The organism is uncultured Gardnerella sp. (genome assembly GCF_947280595.1).
In the GTDB taxonomy this organism is placed as follows: Bacteria; Actinomycetota; Actinomycetes; order Actinomycetales; family Bifidobacteriaceae; genus Bifidobacterium; species Bifidobacterium vaginale_A.
On record NZ_CAMYOS010000005.1, the window covers coordinates 1 to 25470 of the forward strand.

The 25470-nt window shown below is 38.9% G+C and carries 22 protein-coding genes; 21 read left to right on the forward strand and 1 reads right to left on the reverse strand.

Annotated features, from left to right (window positions below; genetic code table 11):
- Positions 1-1514, forward strand: a 1514-nt coding sequence (locus Q0X59_RS02500) for an EF-Tu/IF-2/RF-3 family GTPase (protein ID WP_297642933.1), incomplete at its 5' end; no start/stop codon positions are given.
- 110 nt (positions 1515-1624) lie between these two features.
- On the forward strand, positions 1625-2125 hold the full coding sequence (locus Q0X59_RS02505) for an alcohol dehydrogenase (RefSeq protein WP_230955887.1): 501 nt from the start codon (positions 1625-1627) through the stop codon (positions 2123-2125).
- A gap of 132 nt (positions 2126-2257) precedes the next feature.
- Here the strand turns inward: Q0X59_RS02505 and Q0X59_RS02510 are convergent, their stop codons facing one another.
- Positions 2258-2614 (reverse strand): MTH1187 family thiamine-binding protein, encoded by a 357-nt coding sequence (locus Q0X59_RS02510; protein ID WP_075523075.1) that lies wholly within the window; start codon positions 2612-2614, stop codon positions 2258-2260.
- A gap of 407 nt (positions 2615-3021) precedes the next feature.
- Here Q0X59_RS02510 and Q0X59_RS02515 point away from each other — a divergent pair, with 407 nt between their 5' ends.
- The 19 genes from Q0X59_RS02515 (at position 3022) to orn (ending at position 25464) form a co-directional block, all read left to right on the forward strand.
- Positions 3022-4542, forward strand: a complete 1521-nt coding sequence (locus Q0X59_RS02515) for a glycine--tRNA ligase (RefSeq protein ID WP_075523076.1) — start codon at positions 3022-3024, stop codon at positions 4540-4542.
- A gap of 126 nt (positions 4543-4668) precedes the next feature.
- Positions 4669-5823, forward strand: a complete 1155-nt coding sequence (dusB, locus tag Q0X59_RS02520; protein WP_075523077.1) for a tRNA dihydrouridine synthase DusB — start codon at positions 4669-4671, stop codon at positions 5821-5823.
- A 224-nt stretch (positions 5824-6047) separates the two neighbouring features.
- Positions 6048-7265, forward strand: coding sequence for a cell division protein FtsZ (ftsZ, locus tag Q0X59_RS02525; protein WP_075523078.1), 1218 nt, complete (start codon positions 6048-6050; stop codon positions 7263-7265).
- 24 nt (positions 7266-7289) lie between these two features.
- Positions 7290-7757, forward strand: a complete 468-nt coding sequence (locus Q0X59_RS02530) for a cell division protein SepF (protein ID WP_075523079.1) — start codon at positions 7290-7292, stop codon at positions 7755-7757.
- 276 nt (positions 7758-8033) lie between these two features.
- The gene (locus Q0X59_RS02535) at positions 8034-8333 is read left to right on the forward strand and encodes a YggT family protein (RefSeq protein ID WP_075523080.1); all 300 of its coding nucleotides are present in this window, start codon (positions 8034-8036) and stop codon (positions 8331-8333) included.
- Positions 8334-8645: 312 nt separating this feature from the next.
- Positions 8646-9959, forward strand: coding sequence for a DivIVA domain-containing protein (locus Q0X59_RS02540; RefSeq protein WP_297642941.1), 1314 nt, complete (start codon positions 8646-8648; stop codon positions 9957-9959).
- A 90-nt stretch (positions 9960-10049) separates the two neighbouring features.
- On the forward strand, positions 10050-10694 hold the full coding sequence (locus Q0X59_RS02545; protein ID WP_297643023.1) for a signal peptidase II: 645 nt from the start codon (positions 10050-10052) through the stop codon (positions 10692-10694).
- A gap of 9 nt (positions 10695-10703) precedes the next feature.
- The gene (locus Q0X59_RS02550) at positions 10704-11618 is read left to right on the forward strand and encodes an RluA family pseudouridine synthase (protein WP_297642943.1); all 915 of its coding nucleotides are present in this window, start codon (positions 10704-10706) and stop codon (positions 11616-11618) included.
- A 51-nt stretch (positions 11619-11669) separates the two neighbouring features.
- Positions 11670-15230, forward strand: a complete 3561-nt coding sequence (gene dnaE, locus Q0X59_RS02555) for a DNA polymerase III subunit alpha (protein ID WP_075523083.1) — start codon at positions 11670-11672, stop codon at positions 15228-15230.
- Between the two features lie 135 nt (positions 15231-15365).
- A complete protein-coding gene (locus Q0X59_RS02560) occupies positions 15366-16304 on the forward strand; it encodes a hypothetical protein (protein WP_297642945.1) in 939 nt (312 codons plus the stop codon).
- A gap of 146 nt (positions 16305-16450) precedes the next feature.
- On the forward strand, positions 16451-17788 hold the full coding sequence (gene glnA, locus Q0X59_RS02565) for a type I glutamate--ammonia ligase (protein WP_075523085.1): 1338 nt from the start codon (positions 16451-16453) through the stop codon (positions 17786-17788).
- Between the two features lie 177 nt (positions 17789-17965).
- Positions 17966-18178: a 50S ribosomal protein L31 gene (gene rpmE, locus Q0X59_RS02570; protein ID WP_075523086.1), complete on the forward strand. Its 213-nt coding sequence runs from the start codon at positions 17966-17968 to the stop codon at positions 18176-18178.
- 309 nt (positions 18179-18487) lie between these two features.
- The gene (prfA, locus tag Q0X59_RS02575; RefSeq protein ID WP_297642948.1) at positions 18488-19585 is read left to right on the forward strand and encodes a peptide chain release factor 1; all 1098 of its coding nucleotides are present in this window, start codon (positions 18488-18490) and stop codon (positions 19583-19585) included.
- 25 nt (positions 19586-19610) lie between these two features.
- Positions 19611-20513 carry a peptide chain release factor N(5)-glutamine methyltransferase gene (prmC, locus tag Q0X59_RS02580; RefSeq protein WP_296156313.1) on the forward strand — a complete coding sequence of 301 codons (903 nt, stop codon included), beginning with the start codon at positions 19611-19613 and terminating at the stop codon, positions 20511-20513.
- A 90-nt stretch (positions 20514-20603) separates the two neighbouring features.
- A complete protein-coding gene (locus Q0X59_RS02585; RefSeq protein WP_103042918.1) occupies positions 20604-21254 on the forward strand; it encodes an L-threonylcarbamoyladenylate synthase in 651 nt (216 codons plus the stop codon).
- A 193-nt stretch (positions 21255-21447) separates the two neighbouring features.
- The gene (locus Q0X59_RS02590) at positions 21448-22551 is read left to right on the forward strand and encodes an MraY family glycosyltransferase (protein ID WP_075523090.1); all 1104 of its coding nucleotides are present in this window, start codon (positions 21448-21450) and stop codon (positions 22549-22551) included.
- Between the two features lie 46 nt (positions 22552-22597).
- Positions 22598-24142, forward strand: a complete 1545-nt coding sequence (gene guaB / locus Q0X59_RS02595) for an IMP dehydrogenase (protein ID WP_075523091.1) — start codon at positions 22598-22600, stop codon at positions 24140-24142.
- A gap of 210 nt (positions 24143-24352) precedes the next feature.
- Entirely contained in the window at positions 24353-24670 is a 318-nt protein-coding gene (locus Q0X59_RS02600; protein ID WP_082266207.1) for a hypothetical protein, read from the forward strand.
- 86 nt (positions 24671-24756) lie between these two features.
- Positions 24757-25464: an oligoribonuclease gene (orn, locus tag Q0X59_RS02605; RefSeq protein WP_075523092.1), complete on the forward strand. Its 708-nt coding sequence runs from the start codon at positions 24757-24759 to the stop codon at positions 25462-25464.
- The last annotated feature ends 6 nt before the right edge of the window (positions 25465-25470 follow it).

Consider the following 25470-nt stretch of genomic DNA (forward strand, 5'->3'; position numbering starts at 1 on the left):
TTTTGTGCGTAAATAAGGTTGATCGTCCAGATGCTCGTATTGAAGAAGTTGTTGGAGAATCTACTGATTTATTGCTTGGCTTAGCTCAAGATGTTGTTGAAGAAGGAATTGATCTTGATCTCGATGCTTTGCTTGATTTACCAGTGATTTATTGTGCTGCAAAAGCTGGATATGCTTCTGTAAATCAGCCAGAAAATGGAGCTCTTCCAGATAACGATAATTTGGAGCCTTTGTTTGATTCTATTATTTCCAATATTCCTGCTCCGCAATACGATGAAGGCTCTCCTCTTCAGGCTCATGTTGCAAACATTGATTCCTCTGATTTCCTTGGACGTTTGGGCTTAGTGAGAATTTACAACGGAACTTTGGAGAAGGGTAAGACTTACGGTCTTTCCCGCGTTGATGGTTCTATTGAAAACTTCCGTGTTTCCGAGCTTCTTCGCACTCAAGGTTTGGAGCGTACTCCTGTGCCTTCAGCTGGTCCTGGAGATATTGTGGCTGTTGCTGGTGTGAATGATATTATGATTGGCGAAACGATTGTTGATCAAAATGATCCAAAGCCACTTCCATTGATTCATGTTGACGATCCAGCTATTTCTATGACTTTCGGTGTAAATGATTCTCCTCTTGCAGGAACTGAAGGCAAAGATCATAAGCTTACTGCTCGTATGATTAAGGATCGTTTGGATCGAGAGCTAATTGGTAATGTTTCTATTAAAGTTATTCCAACTGATCGTCCAGATACTTGGGAAGTTCAAGGTCGTGGCGAGCTTGCGTTAGCTGTTTTAGCTGAGCAAATGCGCCGTGAAGGATATGAGCTTACAGTTGGTCGTCCTCAGGTTGTTACTAAGACTATTGATGGCACGATTAACGAGCCTATGGAAAGCACAACAATTGACGTTCCAGAAGAATATATGGGTACTGTTACGCAGCTTATGGCTGATCGTAAAGGTCGCATGGATTCTATGAGTAACCACGGTTCTGGCTGGGTTCGTTTGCAATTTACTGTGCCTTCACGCGGACTTATTGGTTTCCGTACAGCTTTGCTTTCTGCTACTCGTGGAACTGGTATTGCAAGTTCTATTTCTGCAGGTTACGCTCCGTGGGCTGGTCAAATTGTTACTCGCCAGAACGGTTCTATGGTTTGCGATCGCAAAGGTGTTGCAACTCCTTATGCTATGCAACGCTTGCAAGCGCGAGGTGTCTTCTTCGTAGATCCGCAAAGCCCAGTTTACGAAGGTCAAATCGTTGGTATTAACAACAAGCCAGACGAGTTGGATGTAAACATTACTCTTGCTAAGCACATGACTAACATGCGTTCTTCAACTGCTGATGTTCTCGAAACTTTGACTCCGCCAATCAAGATGAGTTTGGAAGAGTCGCTTGACTTTGCTAATGAAGACGAGTGTGTTGAAGTTACTCCTGAATCTATTCGTGTACGCAAGATTATTTTGAGTCGTGACGAGTGGTATAAGTGGCGTGCAAAGCAGCGCCGTCAGAATAATGCTGCGTGATTTTATATAGTTTTATTTGGTTTATAAATAAAATGCGCGTAATTTATGTATTGAATTGTAATTTTGCATAAGTTATGCGTGTTTTATATTTTGTAGCGGTAGGTATTGTTATGAGCGTAAAACCTTGGTCGCATAATCTTCCTATTTGGGGTAGATATGCTGTTACTTTGTTATCGGCTATTTTATGCGGATTGATTGGCACGTTTTCTCATAGAGTTGGTGCTGTAAGCAATATTCCTATTGGCTTAATTGTAGCTTTATTGCTAATAAGTTTATCTGCTTGGTGTGCAAGGTCTAGGACGGCAATGCTGGGACTTTTAGCTCATACTGTATTCAGTAGTGCTGTTGCGTGGATTTTAGCTTTAAGACTTATTGGTACTGCTGTGATAGTTCCAGTTGGGTTTAGTGGACAACTTCCGTGGCTTTCTCAGCATGCAGGATACATATGGCTTTATGGCGTGATTTTAATTCAACTAATTATGTTGATTCTTCCATCTAAATGGTTTGTTATTAAATCTAGCGTGTCACTATCTGCACAATCCGAAAAATCAGCTTTTGATGAATCTGTTTCTGATGAATCATCTTCTGATTCAAAGAGTTCTTTAAAATAAGCTTTTGATGAATTGGTTAATTGAACAAATCATCTAATGATCTTGAAAAGTAAAGTTACTTTATAATATAAAAATGGATTTTAGATATTACTCTAAAATCCAGTGTTAAAGAAAAAATCCAGATATTTTTTACTATTTTTCTTGATCGCGATTTTCAAGTATTTTATCGACTAATTCATGTTTTGCATCGATTTGATTGCTAAAACCTGGGCGAATGTCTAATTTAAGCAAAACTCCTGTGCGATATCCTTTTTCAACTAATACCATTGTTGCGTCTTTCACAACTCGCATAACATCATCGAATTCGCCTTCAATATTTGTAAACATTGCATTTGTTTCGTTTTTTAATCCAGATTCTCGTATTACTTTTACTACATCTGCAACGTATGTGCTAAGTTCTTCTCCAACTCCACTAGGAGCAACACATAAAGCTGCTACTGTGTTAGTTTTATGCTCGTTTTTAGTTTGTGTATCATCTGTATTAGTCATATCCGTAATCCTTTCAAAATATTTGCATAAAATTTACGTTCACTTTCATAATATACGCATGCTATGTGTTAAGAAAATTGTGTGATTGAATAGTGTGCTTACAAGAATAGTCCATGTAAGACTTTGTAAATATTTATATATTTATTTTTGTATATTTATATGTGCTTATAATCCTTCTTGCATATTTGCTTATGCGTATAGCTTATTTGACAGTCATTTAGCGCGTTTTGCTAGTTTTGGGTTGTTTTTTGCTGGTTTGTTACTTGTGTTTAATTTGTTTTTGGCTAGTATTCGTGCGTATAGAGAACTAAAAGCCTGATTAAAATTATGTTTCGCGTCACAGGGTTTTTCTATAATAAACACCGTTTTCACCCAGATTTCTTAAATTTTCATGAAAAAGGTGTATTGTGGCTGTTTCTAAGCTTGATGAAGTTGTGTCGTTGGCTAAGCGTCGCGGATTTGTGTTCCCTGCTGGCGAAATTTATGGTGGTACGCGTTCTGCGTGGGATTATGGTCCATTGGGCGTTGCATTGAAAGATAATATCAAGCGCGAATGGTGGCGTTACATGGTAACAACGCGCGGAGATGTAGTCGGTGTAGATACTTCTGTGATTTTGCCTTCACAAGTTTGGGTTGCGTCTGGTCACGTTTCTGTGTTTAATGATCCTTTGATCGAGTGCTTGAATTGTCATAAGCGTCATCGTGCAGACAAGTTGGAAGAATCTTATGCTGAAAAGCACGGCGATAAAATGCCAGAAAATGGTTTAAAAGATATTGCTTGCCCAGATTGTGGAACTCGAGGGAACTGGACTGAGCCGCGTGACTTCAACATGATGCTTCGCACTCATTTAGGTCCTGTTGAAGATGAAAATAGCTTGCATTATTTGCGCCCAGAAACAGCTCAGGGAATTTTCGTTGACTTTAAAAACGTCATGACTTCAACTCGCCAGAAGCCTCCTTTTGGTATTGCAAATATTGGTAAGTCTTTCCGTAATGAAATTACTCCTGGAAACTTTATTTTCCGCACTCGCGAGTTTGAGCAGATGGAAATGGAGTTCTTTGTAGAGCCTGGAACTGATGAAGCTTGGCATCAATATTGGATTGATACTCGCGTTCGTTGGTATGTTGATTTGGGAGTCAATCCTGAGAATTTGCGTATGTATGAGCATCCTAAGGAGAAGCTCAGCCATTATTCAAAGCGTACTGTAGATATTGAATACAAGTTTGGTTTCCAAGGATCTGACTGGGGAGAGCTTGAAGGTATTGCAAATCGTACTGACTATGATTTGTCTGCGCATTCGAAGCATTCTGGTGAGGATTTGAGTTACTTTAATCAAGCTACTGGCGAAAAATACGTGCCTTACGTTATTGAGCCTGCTGCTGGTCTTACTCGCTCGCTTATGGCATTCTTAGTTGATGCTTATGACGTTGATGAAGCTCCAAATACTAAGGGTGGAGTTGATAAGCGTACAGTTCTTCGACTCGATCCGCGATTAGCTCCTGTTAAGGCTGCAGTTTTGCCATTGAGCAAGAAGCCAGAATTACAATCGGTTGCTCAAGATTTAGCTGCAGATTTGCGTCAGCACGACTGGGTTATTGACTACGATGAAGCTGGCGCTATTGGCCGCCGCTACCGCCGTGAAGACGAAATTGGCACTCCTTTGTGCGTAACAGTTGATTTTGATACTTTGGAAGATCATGCTGTTACTATTCGCGAGCGCGATACTATGAGTCAAGAGCGTGTTTCTCTTGATAAAGTTGCTGATTACGTGGCTGGCCGCATTAACGAGAAGCGTGTTAAGTATCCTCAAGGTCCTGTGGAAATTGTTGGTACTCGTGCTGCTGATGGTGCTATGGATGTTGCTAAAGAAGCAGGAGAGGATGAATCTCAGCCTGTTAAGATTGCTCAAGCTGGTGGCTTGTACTAATCAAATGGTGACTTGTACTAATCAAATGGTGACTTGTACTAATCAAATACAGCTTTCATGCTAATCATTTGAAATAAACTTTAATAAAGCATATTTATAAACACAACGAATGGAGATTATAGCAATATGAATTTTTCTATAAAACCAGTAGATTTAGGTAAAGTTCATATTGCTACTCCTGTTGTGCTTTCTCCAATGGCTGGTATCACGAATTGGCCTTTTCGTGTTATTTGCAAGGAATACGGTCATGACGGGCTTTACGTTGCAGAAATGATTACAGCGCGTGCTCTAGTTGCAAGAAACCCAAAAGCTCTTAGACTTTGTCGTTTTGCTCCTAGTGAAAAAGTGCGTTCTCTTCAACTTTATGGAGTGAATCCATCTATTGTGGAGCTTGCTGCTCGTATTGTAGTTGATGAAAATATGGCGGATCATGTTGACTTAAACTTTGGTTGCCCTGTGCCTAAAGTTACGCGTAAAGGTGGCGGATCTGCTCTTCCTTGGAAAACAGATTTATTGCAAGAAATTTTGCATCGCGTTGTAAGCGTGTGCGAGCCAGCAGGAATCCCAGTTACTGCTAAATTCCGTGTTGGTATTGATGATTCTCATGAAACGTTTATTCAAGCTGGTCATATTGCGCAAGAAGAAGGTTGTGCTGCTGTAACTTTGCATGCTCGAACTACTGCTGAATATTATGGTGGTCATTCAGATTGGAATCGTATCGCTCAGCTTGTAGAAGCTCTTGATATTCCTGTTTTTGGAAATGGTGACATTTGGGGTGCAGATGATGCGCTAGAAATGTTTAAGGAAACAGGCTGTGCTGGTGTTGCTATCGGTCGCGGTTGTCAGGGTAGACCATGGTTGTTTGCTGATATTCTAAACGCTTGTAATGGTAGTAGTGAGCGTGTTAATCCAACTCTTGCAGAGGTTTGCAATGTGATTCTTCATCATTTGGAATTGCTTGTTGAATTTTATGATGGCGATGAGCGCATGGCTGTTCATGATTTACGAAAACATATCGCATGGTATCTTAAAGGATTTCCTGTTGGAGGCGGAACTCGCAAAAACTTTATGGAATGTGAGTCTGTTGAAGATGTTAAGCGCAATATTGATTTGTTAGATGGTTCGTTGAAGTTGCCTGAGCGAGTTTTAGACACGCCGCGCGGAAGAATACGATTTGCTAAAAAAGTTCACTTGCCTTATGGCTGGTTGGATTCGCGTAAAACATCTCACGAAGAGCGTGAAGAGCTTTTTGGGGACGATCCTATGGATGCTAGTTATTAAATTTTATTAGTATTTTCAAGGGTTTTCTGCATTTTGTGAAGAATGATAAACTTTTGTTTACGCATCTAAACTTATATAAGCAAAAACGCAATAATAATTTGCGTATAGGAAGGTGTATTATCTGACTAGGTGATTTTTTTAAGTTTTATTAGTAAAAAGTCGCCATTATCGAGCGTTTTGCGCTAAAGTATTGCGTAAACGTGCTTGAGTGACAGGAGACAACGGTGAGCGAGATTGCCCAGACTGACAATTTCAACGACAAAACCATCATTAAGGTAGTCGGCGTCGGTGGTGGCGGCGGTAATGCCGTCAACCGAATGATCACCGAGGGCTTACAGAATGTAGAGTTTGTAGCTATAAATACAGATGCTAAAGATTTGATGCGCTCGGATGCTGACGTAAAGATTTCATTATCAGACGCTTCTAGTAGAGGACTTGGAGCTGGAGCAGATCCTGAAAAGGGTGCTAAAGCTGCTCAAGATCATCAATCCGATATTGAAGAGGCATTAAAGGGCGCCGATATGGTGTTTGTTACTTGCGGCGAAGGTGGTGGCACTGGTACTGGTGCTGGTCCTCTTGTTGCTCGTGCAGCTCATCAGCAAGGTGCATTGACTATTGCTGTAGTCACTCGTCCATTTAGCTTTGAGGGCCCTCAGCGTGCTGCTTCTGCAAATCTTGGTATTGAAAATCTTCGTAAAGAAGTTGATGCTTTGATTGTTATTCCTAACGATCGTTTGTTAGAAGTTTCTGATCGTGCTATCGGAATAATCGATGCTTTTAAGTTAGCTGATACTGCTTTGCTTTCAGGTGTTCGTGGAATTACAGATATTATTTCAACTAATTCATATATTCATGTTGATTTTTCTGATGTAACAGCAATTTTGCGCGGTGCTGGCACAGCATTGTTTGGAATAGGTGCTGCTAAAGGTGAAGATCGTGCAACTCAGGCTGCTGAGATTGCTATTAGTTCTCCTTTGCTTGAAGAAAGCATTGAAGGCGCTCATGGTGCTTTGATAAATATTGCTGGTCCTTGCGATTTGAAGTTGCAAGAAGCATCTGCTGCTACTGAATTGGTTCGTAAAGCAATTCATCCTGAAGCTCAAATTATTTGGGGTCTTTCTTTGGATGACGCTTACGGTGATGAAGTACGTGTTACTGTTATTGCTGCTGGTTTCGATGCTCATTGCAAGAAGGATGATTCTGGTTTAGCTGGTAAGTTTGTAGATATGCAAGCTGGCGTTGATCATGTTGCTCCAGCTCAATCAACATCTCAGGTTTCTGCTCAACAGCAGCAAGCGCAATCGCGTCCACAAACGCAAGCTACAACGAATGCTCCTTCTATGTTTGAAGAGCCTGCTGCTAATCGTTATGAAGCGCCTGCGCCTTCTGCTCAACCTGCTGAAGAACCAGATGAATTAGATATCCCTGATTTTCTGCGCTGAAACTTAATAGAGGAGGGTTGTTAAATGGCTGGATTAGTAAATCACTTAATGTCATATATGGGCATGTCAGACGTACAAGACGATGATGTGATTGAATCTGAAGAACAAGATAAATCGTTTGATAACGATTATTCTGTAGCTCCAGTTAGTATTCAGCATGATGATACTTCTCGCAGTAGGGATACGTTTTCTAGATCTAGCGGAGCTAATCGTATGAGTAGAATTACTACTATTCATCCTAAGTCATATGATGATGCGCAAATGGTCGGCCGTGCTCTTCGAGATGGTACTCCTGTTGTTTTGAATCTTACAGGTGTTTCAGAATCAATTGCGTATCGTATTGTTGATTTTTCGGCTGGTGTTGTGTTTGGTGTTGGTGGTTCTATTGAACGAGTAACTCCGAGAGTATTCTTACTAAGCCCTTCTCAAGTAAATATTAAGGTTGAAAGTACTGCTAAGAGCAATTCAGCCAGGGATTTATTTGCGGACTAGACTGTTAGCAAATCGCATTAACATATGTTGATTTGATTGCAGCACAATTTAATATTTATTTTATGTAAGGCAATGCTTTTGTTAAAATGCATTGCCTTATGTTTTTAAATATCGCTTTTTATTGTTCACGAAGTTTTCTGTGGGGGGGGGGCAGGTTCTTTGCCTATAGCACAGTTTTTTCATACAGTAATAGTATACAATCTGTTTAACTTAACTTACAAAATCACATATAATTAAAGACTACGAATATAAATTGATGGAGTTTACTTAGATAATATGATTAAAATTTTGTTATTTTTTATAGTACTTGTGTTATCTCTACTTATTGACGCGTATATGACAATACTATTTTTGCGAGTTATTTTTGATTGGTTGCATGTATTTTTCCCTTCATTGCGTTTTAAAGGTGTGTTAAGTATTATTCTTCGCGTTATTTACTATCTTACAGATCCGCCTTTAATGTTTTTAAGACGTTATATTCCTCCTATGAATATGGGTAGAATAAGTTTTGATACGTCATTTATTGTTTTGTATTTTGCTTTGATAGTTCTGAAAAATCTTATTTATTTTCTATAAATAATTTCTAGCGTGTAGATTATTGAAGTTAGTAGTGATTTTAGATGAGAGTTTGAGTCGTGATCTTGATACTAAGATTACAAGAAATGAATAATATGTAGCGCGAGCAATGCTTGAAGAATCCTAAAAAATAATGGATTTAGTGTAGGATTTCCTAGTTATTATCTAAAAATAAATTAGATATGAAAACAAATATTATTTGTAATTTTATTTTTAATACTCGTGTTTTGATGTAATTGGTGACTCAACGTGGTAGCATCAAAGAGATATATATCTTGGAGCATCGTCCCCAAAAGTGAGGTGTAATGCATTATGACTCTTTTAACGCCTAAAGATATTCGAGAGCATACTTTTCAAATTGTTCGTTTTAAAGGCGGATATGACGTTGACGAAGTTGACGATTTTTTGGATCAAGTAACTGAAACTATTGAAGCTCTTGGTCAGCAAGCTGTTCAGGGGCTTGGTGCTTCTACTCAGTCGCTAGGTCAGGATGTTGCTGGATTAAATAAAAAGATTGCTGAGCTTACTTCTCAAGTTGCATCTTTGAATGAAGAAAATGAGTCTTTGCGCGCATCTTCACAGCAAAATTCAGATAAAGAAGATGTTGTTTCTGCAAAGCTTAGTGAAGCTGAAGAAAGTAATCGCGCGTTGTCTGTGCAAAACGAGCAGCTTAAAGAACAGCTTGATGCTATGAGCAATCAAATTGATCAGCTTACAGCACAAGCAGCTAAGTCTGATAATGACGATAAAGCTCAAGCTCAGGAGCTTGAATCAGCTAAGCGTGAACGTGATGATTTCCGCGCTAATAGTGAGAATTTGAGTCGTGAGCTTGATTCTATTCGTCAACAACTCGTTGTAACGCAACAAGAAAATGTTAAAGTTCAGGATTTGACTCGTCAACTTGAAGAATCTCGTCAGCGTGAAGAGCAATTGCGTCAGCAGGTTTCAAAGTTAGAGCCTAATACTGAAACTGGTAGCTTGCAGAAAATTGCTGGAGCTGGCGCTGAAGCAGTAGGTTCTGAACCAGAGCGTGCTACAGCAATGTTGACTCTTGCAATGCAATTGCATGATCAATATGTTGATAAAGGTAAAGCTAAAGCTCAGCAGATTGTTGAAGAAAGCCAAGCTCGTTATAACGAAGTTATTGCTAAGGCTGATGATTATTCTAATCGCACTCGTTGCGAAGCAGACGCGTATAGCAAGCAGACTCGTGATGATGCTGATGATTATTCTGCACGTACTCGTTCTGATGCTGATGCTTATGCTGCTCGTGCTCATAATGAAGCTGATGCTTATTCTGGCAAGGTTCGTCAAGCTGCAGATGATTACTCTAAGCAAGTTCATGATCAAGCAGATCAATATGAAGCAGAAGTTCAGCATCGTGCTGCAGATTACGATGCAGATACTCGTACTAAGGCTGATGCTTATGCTCGCCAAGTTCGTGAGAATCTTGAGAAGCAAACTAAGGTTATTGAGGGCAACATTCAGAGTCTTAAGCAATTTGAAACTGAATATCGTACTCGCTTGACTGATTTCCTTGGTCAGCTTGTTGCTCAAGTTTCTGACGAAAACGCATATGCTGCTCTTGGTCAGAAGCAGACTTCGAATGAAGATAAGCAGGAATAGTTTTAAAGACTAGCGTAACTTTTAAATGTTTTCGCTTTTAAGTCGATTCTATTTCTATTACAGATCGGATAAAAATTGACGCATAGAGATGTGCGTGTGGAACGGCTGCGTGTTCGCGCAGCCGTTTTTGCACTAATTGTTTTTGCTGGCGTAGCATTAGATCGAATAACTAAAATTTGGGCTTTAGCAACGCTTAGTGATGGGAGAAAAGTAGAGATTCTTCCACATTTGCTTTCTTTAACTCTTGTACGAAATCCTGGAGCATCTTTTGGTTTAGGATCCTCTTTTACATGGGTTATTAGCATATTAGCTTGTGCTGCTTGTGGTGCAATGATAGCTGTTCTTAAGCGCACGAAATCTTTGTATTGGACTTTTGCGCTTGCTTTAGCTTTTGCTGGAGCTTTTGGAAATCTTATAGATAGAGCGCAATACGCTGATGGCTTTTTGGACGGAAAAGTCGTAGATTTTATAAATTACGGCTGGTCTGTTGGTAATGTTGCAGATATTGAACTTTTCGTTGCAGCTCTTTATATAGTTTTGCTTGTTTTTGTTGGACTTCCTCTTGTGGAAAAAAGTGATAATACGATTAAGGATTTTGCGGAGTCTAATAAGTCTAAGGATTCTGAAGATTCTGATAAGTCTGATTCGTTTAAGAATAAATTTGCAGATTCTGATTCTTTAGATAATGATTCTAAAGAATCTTGTATAGATACTCATTTAGATAGTGAATTATAGAGAGCGTGTATGAGCGATTCTTTATTGCCGATTCCTAGTGAACTCGTTGGAAGTCGTTTTGATATAGCATTATCAAAAATGATAAGTGTTTCTAGAGCAAATGCAATATCTTTAATTGATAGCGGGCAAGCAAAAATTGCAGATAAAAAATCTCATAAATCATCTATTTTGCAAAATGGCGATTTAATTATACTTTCTAAAAAAGAAGATATAGTTTCTAAACCTGTTTTGTGTAATATGCAAATCGTGTATAACGATGATGACATTGTAGTCGTAGATAAGCCTGTAGGAGTGGCTGCTCATGCAGCTGCTGGATGGCAAGGTGCAACTGTAGTAGAAAACCTTCTTGCTATGGGCATAAATATTAACGTAACAAAATGCGAATCTTATAGACGAGGAATAGTAAGTCGATTAGATGTTGGTACTAGTGGACTTATGCTAGTGTGCAAATCTGATTTAGCTTATGAAGTTATGAAACAGCAGTTTAAAAATCATGATGTTATAAAAATCTATCATGCTTTAGTGCAAGGAAATATTAAACAAGATAAGGCTACTATTGATGCTCCAATTGGTAGAGCAAAAGTTTGCGATTTTCGTTTTACTGTAACTGAATCAGGAAAGCCTGCGATTACACATTGGGATGTTATAGAGCGCTTTAGGGGAGCTACTTTAGTAAAAGTTAATTTAGAAACAGGTAGAACGCATCAAATTCGCGTTCATTTCTCGTCAATAGGACATCCTGTTGTTGGGGACCCTATGTATGGAGCAAATCCTCAATTAAGTAAGACTTTGGGGCTTTCTAGGCAGTGGCTTCATGCAATGACTCTAAAATTTAAGCATCCTCGTACGAATAAATTGATTGTTTTAGAGTCAAAATATCCTTCAGATTTGCAACACGCTTTGCAGGCCGTGCGCCAATTATGAAAGAGAGCATATTTATAAAACAGGTCATATTGAATCTATAAAATAGCGACTATGACACATCCAGAAACTTCTTTTGTTCACTTGCACAATCATACGCATTATTCGCTTTTAGACGGTGCTTCTAAGATTCCAGATCTAGTTGCGCGCGCAAAAGAGTTAGGTATGCCAGCTATTGCGATTACAGATCACGGAAATATGCATGGCGCATACGAAATGTGGAGCACTGCTGTAAAGAACGGTATTAAGCCTATTATTGGAATAGAAGCTTATGTTACTCCAGAAACAGCTCGTCAAGACAAAAGCCGAGTTCATTGGGGAACTGAAGAACAAAGAAGTGACGATGTTTCTGGCGGTGGATTGATTACACACATGACAATGTGGGCTCAAAATGATGAAGGACTCGAGAATCTTATTAAAGCGTCTTCTATAGCTAATCTTGAAGGTCTTGTTATGAGATATCCTCGTATGGATAAAGACTTGCTTTCAACTTATTCTAAAGGCGTTATAGCGTCTTCTGGATGCCCATCTGGAATTATTCAAACTCGTCTTCGTCTAGGACAATTTGATGAAGCTCTTAGAGCAGCTGGAGAGTTTCAAGATATTTTTGGGAAAGATAACTTTTTCATAGAATTGATGAATCACGGTCTTTCTATTGAAACTCGAGTTACAAAAGATTTGCTTGAGATTTCTAAGAAGTTGAATGCTCCTCTTCTTGCTACTAACGATTTACATTATGTTCGAGAAGAAGATCGTGAATCACAAGATGCAATGCTTTGTATAAATTCTGGTTCTAGACTAGACGATCCAAATCGTTTTAAGTTTGACGGTTCTGGGTATTACTTAAAGTCTGCAGAGCAAATGCGTGAGCTTTTTAAAGAATTCCCTGAAGCTTGTGATAATACTTTAGAAATTGCTCGTAGATGCAATGTTATGTTTGATGACGGTGAAGATGGCGCTTTTATGCCAAAATTTGACTGCCCTGAAGGTTGGGATGAAACTTCGCTGTTTCTTAAAAAAGTAGAAGAAGGTTTGGAACGTAGGTATGACAATAACGTTCCTATTGAAGTGCTTAAACAAGCAGACTACGAGTGCGGCGTTATATGTCAAATGCAATTCTGCGGATACTTCCTTGTTGTTGCAGATTATATTAACTGGGCTAAAGAGCATGGTGTTATGGTTGGTCCTGGTCGAGGAAGTGCAGCAGGCGCGATGGTTGCGTATGCAATGGGAATCACCGAATTAGATCCTATGAAGCATGGTTTGATTTTTGAACGATTCTTGAATCCTGAGCGCGTGTCTTTACCTGATATTGACGTTGATTTTGACCCTGATGGACGAGCTAAAGTTCTTGAATATGTTGGTGAAAAGTATGGTAAAGATAAAGTAGCACAATGTGTTATTTATGGAACTATTAAAACTAAGCAAGCTCTTAAAGATGCTGCTCGAATAATGGGTTACGAGTTTTCAGTTGGAGAAAAAATAACGAAAATTTTACCTCCTGCAAAAAACGGTAAAGATATGAGTTTGCGTGAGATTTTTGACGAAAATTCTAAGCGTTATGCTGAAGCTCGAGAATTCCGTGAAATGTATGGTTCAGATGAAGATATAAAGAAAATTACAGGAGAAGCAAGAGGTATTGAAGGTTTGATTCGTCAAACTGGTGTGCATGCTTGTGCAACAATAATGGGATCTGAGCCTATAACTAATACTTCTCCTCTTCTTGAACGTACTGATGGAACTATTACAACAACTTTTGAATATCACACTTGCGAAACTCTTGGCTTAGTTAAGATGGACTTTTTGGGTCTTTCTAACTTAACTGTTATTAGAGATACTATTCGAAATGTTGAGAATAATCGTCATACAAAAATTGATTATACGAAAATACCTTTAGACGATAAAGAAACTTACAAACTTCTTGCAAGAGGAGATACTTTAGGAGTTTTCCAGCTTGATTCTGATGGTATGCGAGCTCTTCTTCGTACTTTAAAGCCAGATAATTTTAACGATATTTCGGCTTTGATTGCGCTTTATAGGCCAGGTCCTATGGATATGGATTCTCATACAAACTATGCTAAACGTAAGAATGGTTTGCAAAAGATTACGCCTATTCATCCAGAAGTTGCAGAGCCATTAAAAGATGTTCTAGGCGAAACTTATGGTTTGATTGTTTATCAAGAGCAGGTGCAATCTGCTGCGCGTATTTTAGCAGGGTATAGCCTTGGTAAGGCAGATGTTTTGCGTCGAGCTATGGGTAAGAAGAAGCCAGAAGTGTTGGCTAAAGAGAAAATCCCGTTCTTTAAAGGTATGCAAGAGCATGGGTATTCTAAAGAAGCTGCTCAAGCTGTGTGGGATGTTTTAGTTCCATTCTCTGGTTACGCGTTTAATAAAGCTCATTCTGCTGCATACGGTTTGATTTCATATTGGACTGCTTACTTAAAAACGCATTATCCGGTTGAATTTATGGCTGCGTTACTCCAAAACGAACGTACGAATAAAGATAAGACTGCACTGTATTTAGGTGAAGCAAGGCGCATGGGAATTCGCATTTTACCTCCTGATGTTAATGAATCAGTATTAGAGTATTCTGCTGTAGGCGATGTTGTGCGATTCGGTCTTGGCGCAATTAGAAACGTTGGAGATAAAGCTGTAAAAGATATTATTGCTGAACGTGAATCTTCTAGAGGACGTTTTGTGAATTTCAAAGATTTCGTTAAAAGAGTTTCTTTCGATGCTCTTAACAGAAGACTTGTTGAATCTTTGATTAAAGCTGGAGCTTTCGATTCCATTGATCCTAATAGGCGTGCTATTTGGGAAATTTGTGGACAAATGATAGATTCTGTAATACCTATTAAGCGTAAGCAATTGGAAGGTCAGTTTGATTTATTCTCTAGTATTGATGAAGATAATACAGATCAGTCGTTTTTAGGCGATGCTGAAGTAAATGTTCCTGATGTAGAAGAATGGGATAAAAAAACAAAGCTTAATTTTGAGCGTGAAATGTTAGGACTTTATGTTTCTGATCATCCTTTGAGCGGTCTTTCTGCTGTTTTAACTAGCTTGAGTGATATGAGTATTGCTGAATTGATTGATAAAGCAAAAACTATGAATGATCGCACTCAAGTGACTTTAGCAGGCCTAATTACTGGTGTAGATAGACGTGTTTCTAAACAAGGTAATGCGTGGGCAATAATCACACTGGAAGATATGGAAAGTTCCATACAATGTATGTTTTTCAGCAAAGCATATGAAGCTGCTGCAAATGATTTTGCGATTGATCAAGTAGCTCAAATTCGAGGAGTAGTTGAGGTTCGCGATGAAACAGTTTCTTTGCGTGGTAAATATTTTGAAATACCTTCTTTGGAATCTGTAGATTCAAGACCTCTTAATATTGTTCTTCCTCATATGAGTATCAATAAATCTAAATTAGACAAGTTGAGTTCTATATTATGTGAGCATCCGGGTTGTTGCGAAGTTAATTTAGCTATTGTTGACGATCAAGGAAATTCGAAAGTATTTGTATTTGGAGATAAGTTTAGAGTCAAACGTGATACTTCGCTTTTTGCTGAAATTAAAATACTATTCGGTCCTAGTTGCTTGCCAAGCGCGTGATTATTTTAATTGAAGTGATTAACGTATAGCGTATTCGATTTAACTTATTGTAAAATAGGTAGAATATAAGCTGAATTTTGTAAATATTTGTGATGTTTACAATAATGTGTTTAATATGCTGATTGAGAAGCTCTAGTGAAAGATGATGAAAGTAGTTTTAAGAAGCGGAGTATTAAGATGAGCGGGGACGCTAAATCGCAAGAACAAGATAATTCTAAGGATTCTATTGAGGGTCAGGATTCTATGCCTGATTCTGAAGATAATCAAAGTGATCAAAATGATCAAAATAATCAAAGTAAAGAAGATTCTTCATGTGATTCGAAAGATAATTCGCATGTAAGAACTTCGTTTACTGATGAAGAACTTGATGCAGCATTAGCTAATTTTGAGCGTGAATTTGATGTAAATAATATAGATTCATCTTCTAATGTTGAAAATTCTAATGAATTTTCTGGAAGCTCTTCAACTAAGTCGGAAGAATTAAATAATTCTGATAATCTAAAAGATGGAAATCAAATTCCTGAAGCTATAGATATGACTACTCTTCATAGAAGTAAAGAAGCTGAAGAAGCTGCTAAAAAATTTGAAGAAAATACGTCTTTTGAAGATACGCTTGAAGGTTTAACTGGTCAGAAAGCTCGTTCTGCAGTAATTAGCACTTATGTTAATAAAGCAGATTTATTAGCTGCATTTTGTAAAATTTCTAAGATTTCTGCTATTTGTGTTACGTCAGAAACCGGTAGTATAGCTATTTTAAGGAATCTTAATAATGATGAGCCAGAATGTGCAGTAGTTAGATTAAGTGAATTATTAGGTCCTGTTGCAATGATTCTTTTAGTAAACAGAGCTAATAAACTTGATGTATCTGTATATGAAGCTGGAAAGACAAAAGAGATGTTTCTTCCTGCTCCTTTAGCTCTGACAATTTTACCTGATGAAGTAGCAGATGTCGTTTTAGGTGTGAGTGCAATGAAAGATTTTCAATTAACAGATGAAATCTTTGATTCTGAGAAACTAACTTTTAACAATGCGATGTCAATTTGTAATAAATATTTTACTAAGTTCGGTATGTGAGTAAAATAGATTTGCTTTGTGCGATTTGATTATAGATCACATTAACAATAGGTAAATTCCTCATGCATATTCATAAAAATAGACATGTATAAGGGATAATAAATATACGGTAAGATTTTCCGAATTTATACAGGACTATAAAGATTATGGATAGACAGCAAGAGTTTGCTTTGCGCACAGTTGAAGAGCGTGACGTACGATTTATTCGACTATGGTTCACTGATGTATTAGGAACATTAAAATCTGTTGCTATTGCTCCAGCTGAACTAGAAGCTGCATTCGAAGAGGGAATTGGTTTCGATGGTTCTGCAATAGAAGGAATGACTAGAGTTTTAGAAGACGATATGATTGTAAAACCAGATCCTTCTACATTCCAGATTCTGCCTTGGCATGGTGGCCCACAGGGGACAGCTAGGATGTTTTGCGATGTTTTAACTCCTGATGGCGAGCCTTCGCTTGGAGATCCTCGTCATGTGCTTAAAACTGCGCTCGCTAAAGCTAAAGAAAAGGGCTTTACTTTTTACGTTCACCCAGAAATAGAATTTTATTTGTTTGAATCTCAAGATGATTGGTCTAAAGCTCCTGTGCCTATTGATGAAGGCGGATATTTTGACCATGTTCCTAGAAGTTCGGCAATGGATTTCCGCCGTAGTGCTGTAAGCATGCTTGAACAGATGGGTATTTCTGTTGAGTATTCGCATCATGAGGGTGGTCCTGGTCAAAACGAGATTGATTTACGTTATGCAGACGCTCTTACTACTGCAGATAATATTATGACTTTCCGCACTGTTGTTAAGGAGATTTCTCTTGAGCGTGGAATGTATGCTAGCTTTATGCCTAAGCCTTTGACTGATCAACCTGGTTCTGGAATGCATACTCATTTGAGTTTGTTTGAGGGAGATACGAATGCTTTCTATGAAGCAGGTCAAGAGTTTAATATGTCTTTGATTGCTCGCCAATTTGCTGCTGGTATTTTGCATCACGCGTCTGAGATTTGTGCTGTTACTGATCAATATGTCAACTCTTATAAGCGCTTGTGGGGTGGTGCTGAAGCTCCAAGCTATGTGTGTTGGGGTCATAGTAATCGATCTGCACTTTTGCGTGTTCCGCAATATAAACCTGGGAAAGGCAATTCTTGCCGTATGGAGTTTAGAGCTCTTGATCCTGTAGCTAATCCTTATCTTGCATACTCTGTTTTGCTTGCTGCTGGTTTGGATGGTATTGATAAGCAAATGACTTTGTGTGATCCTACTAGCGATGATGTTTGGGAGCTTACAGATGCTGAGCGTCAAGCTATGGGAATTCAGCCTCTTCCTGAGTCTTTGGATGAAGCTTTGAAGATTATGGAGAAGTCTGATTTTGTTGCTAGCGTTTTAGGTGAGCATGCTTTTGAATACTTCTTGCGCAATAAGCATCAAGAGTGGGAAGAGTATCGCCGTCAGGTAACTCCTTATGAGCTTGAAAAGTATTTGCCACGTCTTTAAGTTTTGCTTATCTAAATTTAAAGTTTTGCTTATCTAAATTTAGATGCTTTAGGTTTTTCTAAATAGTTTTGAATATTTAGTGAGTCTAGGGTTGTAATTAAGATAGCGTAGGTTCCGGTTCACGCGAAGCTATTGGGGTTTTGCGACCCGGGTCGCCTGGATTCCATAGGAGACATTATGAAGCAGGGTATTCATCCCGATTATCACGCAGTGCAGGTTACATGCTCATGCGGAAACACTTTCGTAACACGTTCCACAGCTAATGGTGATCATATGACTGTTGATGTGTGCTCAAAGTGCCATCCATTCTATACCGGCAAGCAGAAGATTCTCGATACAGGTGGTCGTGTTGCTCGCTTCGAGAAGCGCTACGGTAAGAAGACTAAGTAGCTTTTATAACGCCAGCCTTGTTTTCGTGTAACTTCACGAATCTTGGCTGGCGTTTTTAGTTTAGTTGATTGTACTTAATTCGTTTAGAATGCGTAAATTATCTTAATTGTGTTTAAGCTAGTAAAATCAGCGCTTCTATGTGTGAAGTACAATGCAACGTACAAATAAAAGCAAAATTATAAGCAAAATAAAAGCAAAAGTATAAGCAAGATAACGTAAGATAACGTAAGATAACGTAAAATAACGTAAGATAACGTAAAATTAACGCTTAATTTATAAATTTCTTTAGTCATCTATCAAAGGAATACAATGGCTGAGTCAGTAGATGAACAGTTCCCATCGGCAGCAACAGCGTTAGAAGAATATCGCGATATTGAGGCTCGCATGGGAGATCCAGAAGTAGCATCGAATCCAGATGCTATCCGTAAGCTTGGTAGAAGACATGCTGAGCTTGGTTCAATTGTGAATGCGTATCTCGCTTATAAGCAATTATGTGAGGATTATGATGCAGCTAATGATATGGCTAGTGAAGATCCTGATTTTGCTGAGGAAGCTAAGCGTTTAGAAGAACAATTGCCTGTAGCTAAAGAAAAATTGCGTACTGCTTTAATTCCTAGAGATCCAGATGATGCGCGAGATATGATTATGGAAATCAAAGCTGGCACAGGTGGTGAAGAAGCAGCTTTATTTGCTGGCGATTTGTTGCGTATGTATATGCGTTATGCTGAAAAACGTGGATGGACTACTGTTATTCAGAGCGAGAATTCAACAGAACTTGGTGGAATAAAAGACGTTCAGCTTGCTATTCGCGCAAAAGGCACTCCTGCTCCGGAAGACGGCGTTTGGGCAAGTATGAAATATGAAGGTGGAGTACATCGAGTTCAGCGAATTCCAGTTACTGAATCTCAAGGTCGTATCCAAACTTCTGCTGCTGGTGTGATTGTGTTTCCGGAAGCAGATGAAGACGATGACGAAATTGAAATCGATCCAAAAGATTTGAAAATTGATATTTTCATGAGCTCTGGTCCTGGCGGTCAGTCTGTAAATACTACGTATTCTGCAGTTAGAATGACTCATATTCCAACAGGAATTGTTGTAAGCATGCAAGATGAAAAGTCACAAATTCAAAATCGTGCTGCAGCTCTTCGCGTATTAAAATCACGTTTGCTTGCTATGAAGCATGAGCAAGAAGCTCAAGAAGCAGCAGATATGCGTCATTCTCAAGTTCGATCTCTTGATCGTTCAGAGCGAATTCGCACGTATAATTTCCCTGAAAATCGTATTGTGGATCATCGCACAAACTACAAGGCTTATAACTTGGATCAAGTGCTTGATGGTGATTTACAGCCAGTTATTGACAGCGATATTCAAGCAGATGAAGCAGATCGTTTAGCTCAAGCTAAATAGTGATTTTATATTTATTGCGTTTGTTATGCTTTTACTTTTGCAAAATGCTATTGCGCGTCTTCGTAAAGCAGGCGTTGAGTCAGCAGAATATGACGCTCGTTTGTTGTTAGCTCATGCGTGCTCAGTGAGTTTATCTGAACTCGATAAAGCTCTGATTATGGGAGATTATAAGAGTTTTGACGTTGAATATAAAAATCGTTACGAAGAATTTATTATAAGACGTGCTTCCAGAGAGCCTTTGCAATATATTGTTGGCTATGCGTCTTTTCGTTATTTAGATTTGAATGTTGCTAGAGGAGTGTTTATACCGCGTCCTGAAACTGAAATAGTTGTTGAAGAAGGATTGAATTGGCTACGTAAATCTTGTATAAAAAATCCTATTGTAGTTGATTTGTGTGCAGGATCTGGGGCTATTGGTTTGTCTGTTATAACTGAATTCCCAAACGCGCGCGTGTGGGCAGTAGAAAAATCTTCTGAAGCATTCAAATATTTATGTAAAAATGTTGAGCATACTTCGAAAATATATAAAAATATTGATATTTTATCTAATTATCACGCGATTTTGGCAGATGCTACAAAAAACGATATACCTGAATTGTTAGATATAAAAGGAAAAGTTGATTTAGTTATTACAAATCCGCCTTATATACCGCAAAATCAAATTCCTGAGCAGATTGAGGTTCGTGATTATGATCCAGAAATGGCGTTATATGGCGGTTCGTTAGATGGCTTGCGTATTCCAGAGCAAATTATGCGTGTATCTTATGAGCTTGTTAAGAAAAATGGTGTAGTTGTTATGGAACATGATATTTCGCAAGGCAAATCGCTTAAAGAATATGCTATGAGTATTGGTTTTTCGTATGCTGATGTGCGCAATGATTTGACGGGAAGACCGAGGTATCTATTTGCTTTAAAGAACGTAAAATAAAATTGCGTAAGCAGTATTGTATCGTAAAATTGAATATTTTTGTATTTTGTAATGAAATTAAGATTGTAATGAAATTAAGAGGCGAATATGATGAGTAAAATTTGTAGTATTAATGAAGAATCACTTCAGCTCGCTGCTCAAATTATCAATGCTGGTGGAGTAATAGTAGTTCCAACTGATACTGTTTATGGAGTTGCTTGCGATCCATTTAATGAAAAAGCAGTTGCGAAGATTTATGAGCTTAAGCGTAGACCTAGAACGAAAGCATTACAAATTTTAATGAGTGGTGTTTGTGATTTAGAAAAGCTTGGATTATATTTACCGGATCCTTTAGATAAATTAGGTCAGAAATTCTTGCCTGGTGGTTTTTCTCCGATAGCGTTTGTTAAGAAGAATTCTAATGCTTCTAAGCTTGCTACTATTTGTGTTGCTAATAATAGTGTTGATGAAGCTACTCAAGGTGTACGTGTTCCAGATTGCCCGCGCTTGATGGAAATTTTGCGTGTTACAGGTCCTTTAGCTGCTTCTAGCGCTAACAGAAGTGGTGATACAAGTGCTGATAGTGTTGAAGAAGCATTTGATGCATTTGGTGAGGATATACCTTTGTACTTGGATGCTGGTCGAACTCGTTCACATGTTGCAAGTACGGTTGTTGGAGTTGATAAGAACGATAAAGATGGAATAGTTGTATTTCGTGAAGGCGTAATTTCAGATTGTGAAATACGTAACGCATTACATTAAACACGTTTTTTAGTAGCGTGCGTTATTTGCGTTTTATGAGAAGTGTTGTGTGTTATGTGTTTTATGTTGTGTGAGTGTCTTTTTGCAAGTAAATGTGTGTTTTGAGCTTATTAAATTTGATAAATTTTATTGATATAAGAGAAATAATAATATAAGAATATGTGTTCAACGCGTGTTAAGAAAGGCATTTAATATGAGAGTGTACTTGTTTATTTCGGCAATTGCCGGTGGTGCAACTTGGCTCATTATGCCTCTTATACGTCATCTAGCTATAACTATGGGTGCAGTTGGGAAAGTTAGAGCTAGAGATGTTCACACTATACCTACACCTCGTATGGGTGGTGTTGGTATGTTATTTGGTTTGGCTGTATCTTTGGCTTTTGCAAGCTCTATGCCTTTTATTTCTGGTCTTTTTGCAGGTACGTATCAGCCGTGGGTAGTTTTAGCTGGAGCTGTAATGATCTGCTTGCTTGGAGTATGTGATGATATTTGGGATTTAGATTGGATGCTAAAGTTATCTGGACAGCTTCTTATAGCAGTGTTTGTAGCATGGGGTGGATTGCAAATTGTTACTTTACCGTTAGGCTCTCTTGTCACTGCTTCTCCAAGTTTATCTATTGCTATTACTGCATTCTTGATTGTTGCATCTATTAATGCAGTAAATTTTGTAGATGGATTAGATGGACTTGCTTCTGGAATTGTTGCAATTGGTGGAATCGCATTTGCTACATATTCCTATATTCTTGCTAGGACATCTCCAATATATGCTTCTATGGCAACTCTTATTGATGTAGTTATGGTGGGTGTTTGCATAGGATTTATATTGCATAATTGGCATCCTGCAAAACTATTTATGGGTGATTCTGGTTCTATGTTAATAGGATACTTAATTACTTGCGCTTCGATTATAATGACTGGCCATATTGATCCTTCAGCTGTTCATACGAGTGTATATTTGCCTGTGTTTATGCCTATTTTATTGCCTATTTTGGTTCTTTTCTTGCCTGTGTTAGATATGTGTTTAGCAATTGTTAGAAGAGTTAGTAAAGGTCAGTCACCTACACACCCTGATAGAATGCATTTGCATCATAGAATGCTTAGAATTGGTCATTCTGTGCAAGGTGCTGTTTTAATTTTATGGGGATGGGCTGCACTGATTTCGTTTGGATCTATAATGATTCTTTTCTTCAAAGCTATTTACGTTATTATTTGTATGATTATTGCAACACTATTGCTTACTGTTCTCACTCTTATGCCTTATTTGCGTAAGAGATTGCCGGAAATTCATAATTCTTAGAAACGCTATTTTTACAAACGTCATAGCAAAAACGTATAGTAACCCTATGGCTACAACTGATATTAACGCGGAAATCCTGTATGCTCCTGTCCCTCCAGTTTTTGAGAAGCTTGGACTTGCTTATGACGATGTTCTATTGCTTCCAAATGAAACTGATGTTATTCCGTCTGAAGTGGATACTTCTACTCATTTGACTCGTGAGATTACCATGAAAGTGCCTGCTATTTCGGCAGCTATGGATACTGTTACTGAGTCAGATATGGCTATCGCTATGGCGCGAAATGGTGGCATTGGTGTATTGCACCGCAATCTTTCTATTGATGATCAAGCTGCGCAAGTAGATATTGTTAAGCGCAGTGAGTCCGGTATGATTACCGATCCACTTACTGTTCACCCAGATGCAACGCTCGCCGATTTAGATAAATTGTGCGGGCGATTCCATATTTCGGGTTTGCCAGTAGTAGATAGTGAGAATCGCCTAGTTGGTATTATCACTAATCGCGATATGCGTTTTATTGCTTCCGAAGATTATGATCGCTTGAAAGTTAAGGACGTGATGACTCGTGAGAATCTAGTCACTGGTCCTTCAAATATTTCTAAAGAAGATGCTCATCGTCTTTTAGCAGACAATAAAGTTGAAAAATTACCTTTAGTTGACTCTTTTGGTAAGCTTACTGGTTTGATTACAGTAAAGGACTTTGTTAAGACTGAGCAATATCCAGATGCTACTAAAGACGATCAGGGTCGCTTGCGCGTGGCTGCTGGAATTGGTTTTCTTGGTGATGCTTGGCAGCGTGCTTGCGCTCTTATGGAAGCTGGAGTTGACGTTCTTGTGGTTGATACTGCAAATGGCGAAGCTCGTTTAGCTCTCGACATGATTCGCCGCATTAAAGCAGATAAAGCTTTTGATGGCGTGCAAATTATTGGCGGTAATATTGCAACTCGACAAGGCGCTCAAGCTATGATTGACGCTGGAGTTGACGCTGTAAAGGTTGGCGTTGGACCAGGTTCTATTTGCACTACTCGCGTTGTTGCAGGCGTTGGTGTTCCTCAACTTACTGCTGTTTACGATGCAGCTCAGGCTTGTAAAGCTGCTGGTATTCCTTGCATTGCTGATGGTGGTATTCACTATTCTGGCGATATTGCTAAGGCTTTGGTTGCAGGTGCGGACACTGTTATGCTCGGTGGTACATTGGCTGGATGTGAGGAAGCTCCTGGCGAGAAGGTTTTGCTTCATGGTAAGCAATACAAGCTTTACCGTGGAATGGGATCTCTTGGTGCAATGGCTCCTCGTGGTAAGAAGTCTTACTCAAAGGATCGTTACTTCCAGGCAGACGTTACTAGCTCCGATAAAGTTGTTCCAGAAGGCGTTGAAGGTGAAGTTCCATACCGTGGTCCGCTTAACGCTGTGCTTTACCAGTTGCTTGGCGGATTGCATCAGTCTATGTTCTACGTTGGTGCGCACAATATTAAGGAATTGCAAGAGCGCGGCCGCTTTATTCGAATTACAGATGCAGGGCTGCGCGAATCGCATCCTCACGATATTGTGATGACTGCAGAAGCGCCAAACTACAGCGGTTTCCATAATTAAATCGCGTGGTGCGCGTGGTGCGCGTGGTGCGCGAGTTACGTGAGTTGCGCGTATAAGTCGCGTATAAGGCGCAATTAATTTTGCACTAAACGGCGAAAAGTTACGCAAGTTATCTACAACTTGCATGCTTTTCGTCGTTTTTTGTTTTGACAAGACGGATAAAATTATTATATAGTTAGTGGGATATCCCACTAAAAATGAGGTGATTTTGTGGAAGTAGTGAAAGATTATGACGTTCGTCTTGATAGTAAAAAGCGTGTAACTCTGCGTGGTGCTAAATATCCTTATTACAATGTTAAAGAATGTGATAATGGTTGTATTTTATTAGAACCTCGTGAACTTACTGTTCCAAAGAGTATATCTTCTAGAACTCTTAAAAGTATGGATGAAGCAATTCGCAATTTTAAAATTGGCAAAGTCTCTGAACCAGTTGATTTTTCTGACGAAGCTCGTCGTCAAGCTGAAGCTCATGAGGGAAAATCATTTAATAACACAGATGAACTTATGCAGGATTTATTAGATGCTTAAATCAGTATTTCGTACAACTTAGTTCATAGTAGTCTCTACGAAGATGTAGGCTGATGGGTTCGAAAAAATATTAGGAAAGGATAAAAATGGTTGAAGCTAAGGAAGATCTTACGTTTACTCCGGAAGAATCGCGCTTAATTTGGATTGATTGCGAGATGACTGGTCTTGATATTTTCCACGATGAATTATGCGAAGTATCTGTAGTTCCAACCGACTTTAATCTGAAAGTTTTGGACGATGGCATTGATTTAGTAATTAAGCCAAGCGAAGCTGCTGTGGCTCATATGAATGATTTTGTACGCAATATGCATACGTCTTCTGGGCTCGTTGATGAGTGGAATAAAAACGGTTTGCCTTTACAGGAAGCGCAAAAGCAGGTTGTTGAGTATGTAAAGCGTTTCTTGCCAGCTCGCGGGAAAGCGCATCTTGCAGGAAATTCTGTTGGATCCGACAAAAAGTTCCTCGACCGTTACATGCCAGATTTAATGGCAAATTTGCATTATCGCGTAATAGATGTAAGTACGTTGAAGGAGATTTCTCGTAGACTTTACCCAGACGTTTATCGAAATAAGCCGGCAAAACACGGCGGTCACCGCGCGCTCGCGGATATTATTGAGTCGATTGACGAGCTTCGTTACTATCGCGATATGATGTTCGTAAAAGCTCCAGGTCCAAGCGAAGCACAGGCAAAAGCAGGTGCACAGCACATTGAAAGCACGAGCTTGCTTCGCGATTACGAAAATCGTGGAGAAGCGTTAGAAGACGTAAATTCCGCAGAAAAGCGCGATTATTAAACACAC

Bases quoted from the DNA above. Each gene is read 5' to 3' on its own strand.
- dusB (WP_075523077.1), top strand. From the start codon at position 4,669: ATGAATTTTTCTATAAAACCAGTAGATTTAGGTAAAGTTCATATTGCT.
- Q0X59_RS02585 (WP_103042918.1), top strand. From the start codon at position 20,604: ATGAGTAAAATTTGTAGTATTAATGAAGAATCACTTCAGCTCGCTGCT.
- Q0X59_RS02505 (WP_230955887.1), top strand. From the start codon at position 1,625: ATGAGCGTAAAACCTTGGTCGCATAATCTTCCTATTTGGGGTAGATAT.
- Q0X59_RS02550 (WP_297642943.1), top strand. From the start codon at position 10,704: ATGAGCGATTCTTTATTGCCGATTCCTAGTGAACTCGTTGGAAGTCGT.
- prmC (WP_296156313.1), top strand. From the start codon at position 19,611: ATGCTTTTACTTTTGCAAAATGCTATTGCGCGTCTTCGTAAAGCAGGC.
- Q0X59_RS02535 (WP_075523080.1), top strand. From the start codon at position 8,034: ATGATTAAAATTTTGTTATTTTTTATAGTACTTGTGTTATCTCTACTT.
- Q0X59_RS02530 (WP_075523079.1), top strand. From the start codon at position 7,290: ATGGCTGGATTAGTAAATCACTTAATGTCATATATGGGCATGTCAGAC.
- Q0X59_RS02510 (WP_075523075.1), bottom strand. From the start codon at position 2,614: ATGACTAATACAGATGATACACAAACTAAAAACGAGCATAAAACTAAC.
- Q0X59_RS02590 (WP_075523090.1), top strand. From the start codon at position 21,448: ATGAGAGTGTACTTGTTTATTTCGGCAATTGCCGGTGGTGCAACTTGG.
- guaB (WP_075523091.1), top strand. From the start codon at position 22,598: ATGGCTACAACTGATATTAACGCGGAAATCCTGTATGCTCCTGTCCCT.
- orn (WP_075523092.1), top strand. From the start codon at position 24,757: ATGGTTGAAGCTAAGGAAGATCTTACGTTTACTCCGGAAGAATCGCGC.
- rpmE (WP_075523086.1), top strand. From the start codon at position 17,966: ATGAAGCAGGGTATTCATCCCGATTATCACGCAGTGCAGGTTACATGC.
- prfA (WP_297642948.1), top strand. From the start codon at position 18,488: ATGGCTGAGTCAGTAGATGAACAGTTCCCATCGGCAGCAACAGCGTTA.
- Q0X59_RS02540 (WP_297642941.1), top strand. From the start codon at position 8,646: ATGACTCTTTTAACGCCTAAAGATATTCGAGAGCATACTTTTCAAATT.
- glnA (WP_075523085.1), top strand. From the start codon at position 16,451: ATGGATAGACAGCAAGAGTTTGCTTTGCGCACAGTTGAAGAGCGTGAC.
- dnaE (WP_075523083.1), top strand. From the start codon at position 11,670: ATGACACATCCAGAAACTTCTTTTGTTCACTTGCACAATCATACGCAT.